The organism is Staphylococcus sp. GDY8P85P, assembly GCF_017892405.1.
In the GTDB taxonomy this organism is placed as follows: domain Bacteria; phylum Bacillota; class Bacilli; order Staphylococcales; family Staphylococcaceae; genus Staphylococcus; species Staphylococcus borealis.
This window is the reverse complement of the sequence record NZ_JAESLA010000085.1, coordinates 1-744: the sequence shown is the minus strand read 5'-3', so window position 1 is coordinate 744 and position 744 is coordinate 1. Positions and strand designations below refer to the sequence as shown.

Below are 744 nucleotides of genomic sequence, written 5' to 3'. Positions count from 1 at the left end.
GAAGGTCTCTTCAGATCTAAGGATTTTTGCCTTGCCACGAAATTAGAATCATGCTAGCAAGTTAAGCGAACACTGACATGATAAATTAGTGGTTAGCTATTTTTTTTTACTTTGCAACAGAACCATATATTTTATAAACGCTTTTGATTCCTTGTCTGACATAGTCCGTTCACTACCGGATAAAATTTCACTGACTTTTTTAGAATCATTAGATTCTACAGCATCTTCAAATTTATTTATTTGTCCTAGGGCATCTGTTTTTCTAACTACAAATACAATTATTAAAGCAATTAAGATAATTATTAGTAATAAGAAACCATATATATATGGCTTCTTATTACGTGTCTTTTCATTTTCCATACGCATTACCCTTTATATCAATGTAGTAGCAAGTTATTTATTACTATTAAACCACGATGAAATTTTATTCTTGATTTCATCTAACTTATTATTAACTTTATTTAATTCTTCTTCCATTTTTTCATTGTTACCATTATCTTGTTGGGTTTTTGCGTCTTTCAAATTATTAATTGTGTTCTGATAATCTTCTGCAACTTTATTTAATTTGTCTGTATCTGCTTGTTGTTTTAGGCTATCAACTTTATTTTGTAATTCTGCAATTTTTGAATTTGTATCATCATTGCTATTCTCAATACTATCTTTTGTAGATTGAATTTGATCACGAATTTCTTGGTCTTGTTCTTCTACTTTTTGGCCATTATTTGGATAAAGTCCGTATAATTG

Annotated in this window: 1 protein-coding gene and 1 pseudogene; both read right to left on the bottom strand. The window is 28.6% G+C overall.

Going from position 1 to position 744, the window contains the following annotated elements; all coding sequences use genetic code 11:
* Positions 1-96 precede the first annotated feature (96 nt).
* On the bottom strand, positions 97-360 hold the full coding sequence (locus KA828_RS13055; protein ID WP_210126368.1) for a TcaA second domain-containing protein: 264 nt from the start codon (positions 358-360) through the stop codon (positions 97-99).
* Between the two features lie 33 nt (positions 361-393).
* Positions 394-744: pseudogene (locus KA828_RS13050) on the bottom strand (hypothetical protein); the annotation flags it as partial.